4 protein-coding genes and 1 pseudogene are annotated in these 3,245 nt (G+C 40.0%); 2 read left to right on the top strand and 3 right to left on the bottom strand.

What is annotated here, in order from left to right:
- Positions 1-27 precede the first annotated feature (27 nt).
- Positions 28-165, bottom strand: coding sequence for a hypothetical protein (locus B4W83_RS12980; RefSeq protein WP_000149864.1), 138 nt, complete (start codon positions 163-165; stop codon positions 28-30).
- Between the two features lie 20 nt (positions 166-185).
- A complete protein-coding gene (locus B4W83_RS07465) occupies positions 186-917 on the bottom strand; it encodes a cyclase family protein (RefSeq protein WP_001281648.1) in 732 nt (243 codons plus the stop codon).
- Positions 918-1,171: 254 nt separating this feature from the next.
- Between B4W83_RS07465 and B4W83_RS07460 the strand changes: the two genes are divergently transcribed.
- On the top strand, positions 1,172-1,708 hold the full coding sequence (locus B4W83_RS07460; RefSeq protein ID WP_000750390.1) for a biotin transporter BioY: 537 nt from the start codon (positions 1,172-1,174) through the stop codon (positions 1,706-1,708).
- Between the two features lie 372 nt (positions 1,709-2,080).
- On the opposite strand, the pseudogene B4W83_RS07455 reads toward B4W83_RS07460, so the two are convergent.
- Positions 2,081-2,623: pseudogene (locus B4W83_RS07455) on the bottom strand (helix-turn-helix domain-containing protein); the annotation flags it as partial.
- A gap of 123 nt (positions 2,624-2,746) precedes the next feature.
- On the opposite strand from B4W83_RS07455, the gene B4W83_RS07445 reads away from it, so the two are divergent.
- The gene (locus B4W83_RS07445; RefSeq protein ID WP_001206380.1) at positions 2,747-3,088 is read left to right on the top strand and encodes a metal-sulfur cluster assembly factor; all 342 of its coding nucleotides are present in this window, start codon (positions 2,747-2,749) and stop codon (positions 3,086-3,088) included.
- The last annotated feature ends 157 nt before the right edge of the window (positions 3,089-3,245 follow it).

Here is a 3,245-nt window from a genome sequence, read left to right as displayed (position 1 = left end):
AGGGGTGAATAATTGGGGTTTAACTTACTATTCACTCAAATCATATTCATACTCAATTGGGCTGATATCACCAGCTGCGAAGGCTTCACGCGCTTGAACAAGCGCTTTTGGACGAAGGAAGGAACCAACATGATCTACTCGGAAAGGTGCGTGTGTATGTGTCATCTTTTTCTCCAATTCTATTTCTAAGGTAAAATTGCTAAAGCACGAACAGGCGAACCAGTCGCTTGATTCCAGTTAGGGAAACTGATACTAATCAGGGCACTTGTAGCAGGCACTTGATTTAGGTTGGCTAATACTTCTACCTGATAAATATCCTGCTCCAAGAGATAGTATTCATTGAGAAGCCCATGCTCAGCAGCAGGAATGCCTGCATCAGTGTCAAAAGTCTCATGACCGACGTCCTTGACCTGACGTTCATGAATCAAAAATTCTAAGGCTTCTCGGCTCCATCCAGGACTCTGTTGCACCCCATTTTCATCAAGATTACGCATAGCATCTTGATCAGGCCAACGTTTGGACCAGTCTGTCCGAAAAGCTACAAAAGACTCTGGCAGGATTTGTCCATGTTCCGCTTCAAAGTCCAAGATATCTTGCTTCGTCAAAATATAGTTTGGATTTTCAGCTACTGCTGCCGACTTATCGATAACAAAAAGAGGCAAAAGCAAGTCCTTGAGGTCAATCTCCTCCAACCAACGACCACCTTCAACAAAGTGAATCGGAGCATCAATGTGGGTACCGTACTGACCAACCACAGAAAACTGTTGCACATGGAATCCATCCTTCAAAGTGAATAAATCCTTCTTTTCCAAGGCTGGAAGAGCTGGGAAATGCGGGCTATTTTCATCAATACGATGGCTTAGATTGACCCATTTCTTTGATTTTAACGTTTCATAAAGCGATAATAAATCAGACATGACAGAACCTCCTTGATAGAAACATAGTTTCAAACTATATCAGTTGTAATAGATGCTTCTATTATACCAGCAAAGAATTCCCTAAACAAGCATTTATCGATTATATCGCATTACTCTTTTCTTGAGGTATATATAGTTTTAAACTATACCTTTCGACTGCCACACTATTTGTTACCTATGTTTAAAAATAAAGTTGACAATCTGTCAAAATCCATTATAATAATTACCATAAAAACAAAAAGAGGTTGACAATCTTGAAAAAATCATACACCTTAGTTCTTCCAGCTATCGGGGCTGCCTTGATTGCTGTGCTGGCTCAGATTACCCTTCCCCTTGGTCCTGTTCCCTTCACATTGCAAAATTTAGCGATTGGGCTAATTGCTACTATCTTTCGTCCTCGTGAAGCTCTTCTATCTGTAGGCCTCTACCTCCTTTTGGGTGGAATCGGTCTTCCTGTCTTTGCTGGGGGAAGTGCTGGTTTTCATGTCCTGGTCGGACCAAGTGCAGGCTACCTCTGGTTTGATTTGCTTTATGCCGGAGTGACCGCCTATCTGACCCATCCCAAAACCAGTCCCCCTAAAATTTTTCTGGCCAATCTACTAGGAGATAGTCTTGTTTTTGTCGGTGGCATCCTGGGACTACATCTCTTATCGGGTATTCCTCTAGCACAAGCTACTACAGTCGGTGTCCTACCATTTATACTCCCTGACCTTGGAAAACTAGTAACCATCACCCTACTTAGCCAACCTATTTTTAGAAGTTTGAAAGGACAAGGCTATTTTCAACAATAATAAAAAGAGGCTGGAACAAAATTCCGACCCCAAATATAAAAAAACGAACAAAACTATTTTTCTGGTAATCAGAATTTTGTTTTGTTCGCTTTTTTATTCAATTATAGATTTGAATAGCTTAATAGTTAAGGTTTTAAAAATTGAAATCTTTTTATACACGATTGTTTAAAAAGTTATCGCTACATCATTTTCAGTAACATGATAACTAAGCTCCTTAACATTGATATCAGCCATTGCCCTCATCCAGGAAATTGCGGATGAAGTTTGGGGCTAATACTCTTCGAAAATCTCTTTAAACTTTGTCAGCGTCGCCTTGCCGTACGCCAGTACTGCCTTCGGCTATCTTCCTTGTTTGCTTTTTGATTTTCATTAAGTATTACGTACCATCTCTCTAACATACCTAGTGAAAAGAGAAGCAGATAGAAATTGTGAACTGACTGAAAATAAATTGAGTTCATAGATTCCCCAAATCTCGGTAGAAAACAAATAATCATGAAGGACTTTCCCTTCCTCTGCCGTTAACTCTACCGTATCATCCATGCTCTTCATATAAGACTTAATCATAATGGCATTTAAAATATGTTTCTGTTTGTTTTGAGAATGGACATGCTTTTGATACTCCTTGCGATACAAGTCCTCAAGAGGAGCTATATTCTTTGGATCCAAGACATCTATGATTTCTTTTCTCAACTCAGAATCTGTATCATACTGAAAACCTCTCGCCAGAAAGAGAATTTCCTCTACACTGGCAGATATATTTCCCAAGGCAAATAGAAACTTTTCCACCGAAAGCTCACTCTGACCTGTTTCAAAGCGGGACAACATAGACGGCGAAAATTGTCCCCCGGTTGCTTGTCTCAGTGAGATATTTCTTGACTCTCGTAATTGTCTAAAGACTTTTCCAATCTGCTCCATAGACTTCCCCTTGATTCCGTATTTTCTTCATTTTATCATATTTTTCAGAAAATTCATCAAAAGCTTGCCAAATTGTCAGAGTTATGAGAAAATAGGGGATATTTATCATGTGGAGGGACTGTAATGAGAGAGGATATCAAAATCAATGACCGTGCTTTGGCCTTGCAAGATCAAATTATCGAAAAACTAGAGAAGGTTTTTGATACAGATGTGGAATTGGATGTTTACAATCTAGGGCTGATCTATGAAATCAATCTGGACGAAACAGGTCTCTGCAAGATTGTCATGACCTTCACTGACACCGCCTGTGATTGTGCCGAAAGCCTGCCTATTGAAATCGTTGCAGGTCTGAAACAAATCGAGGGGATCGAAGATGTCAAGGTTGAAGTTACCTGGTCGCCTGCTTGGAAAATCACACGAATCAGTCGCTATGGCCGTATTGCCCTTGGACTACCACCTCGTTAATCAGACCAATCACTTTTAAAGATGAAAAAAGCAAGCCGAAAATGGCTTGCTTTTTGATACTCAATGAAAATCAAAGGGCAAACTAGAAAACTAGCCGCAGGTTGCTCAAAACACTGTTTTGAAGTTGTGGATAAAATTGACGAAGTCAGCTCAAAAC

The organism is Streptococcus pseudopneumoniae ATCC BAA-960 = CCUG 49455 (assembly GCF_002087075.1).
GTDB lineage: Bacteria > Bacillota > Bacilli > Lactobacillales > Streptococcaceae > Streptococcus > Streptococcus pseudopneumoniae.
The sequence above is the reverse complement of the archived record's forward strand: the minus strand, read 5'-3'. Positions and strand labels throughout refer to the sequence as shown.

What these genes read in the sequence shown, in the direction of transcription:
- B4W83_RS12980 (WP_000149864.1), bottom strand. Translation starts at nt 165, where the DNA reads ATGACACATACACACGCACCTTTCCGAGTAGATCATGTTGGTTCCTTC.
- B4W83_RS07465 (WP_001281648.1), bottom strand. Translation starts at nt 917, where the DNA reads ATGTCTGATTTATTATCGCTTTATGAAACGTTAAAATCAAAGAAATGG.
- B4W83_RS07445 (WP_001206380.1), top strand. Translation starts at nt 2,747, where the DNA reads ATGAGAGAGGATATCAAAATCAATGACCGTGCTTTGGCCTTGCAAGAT.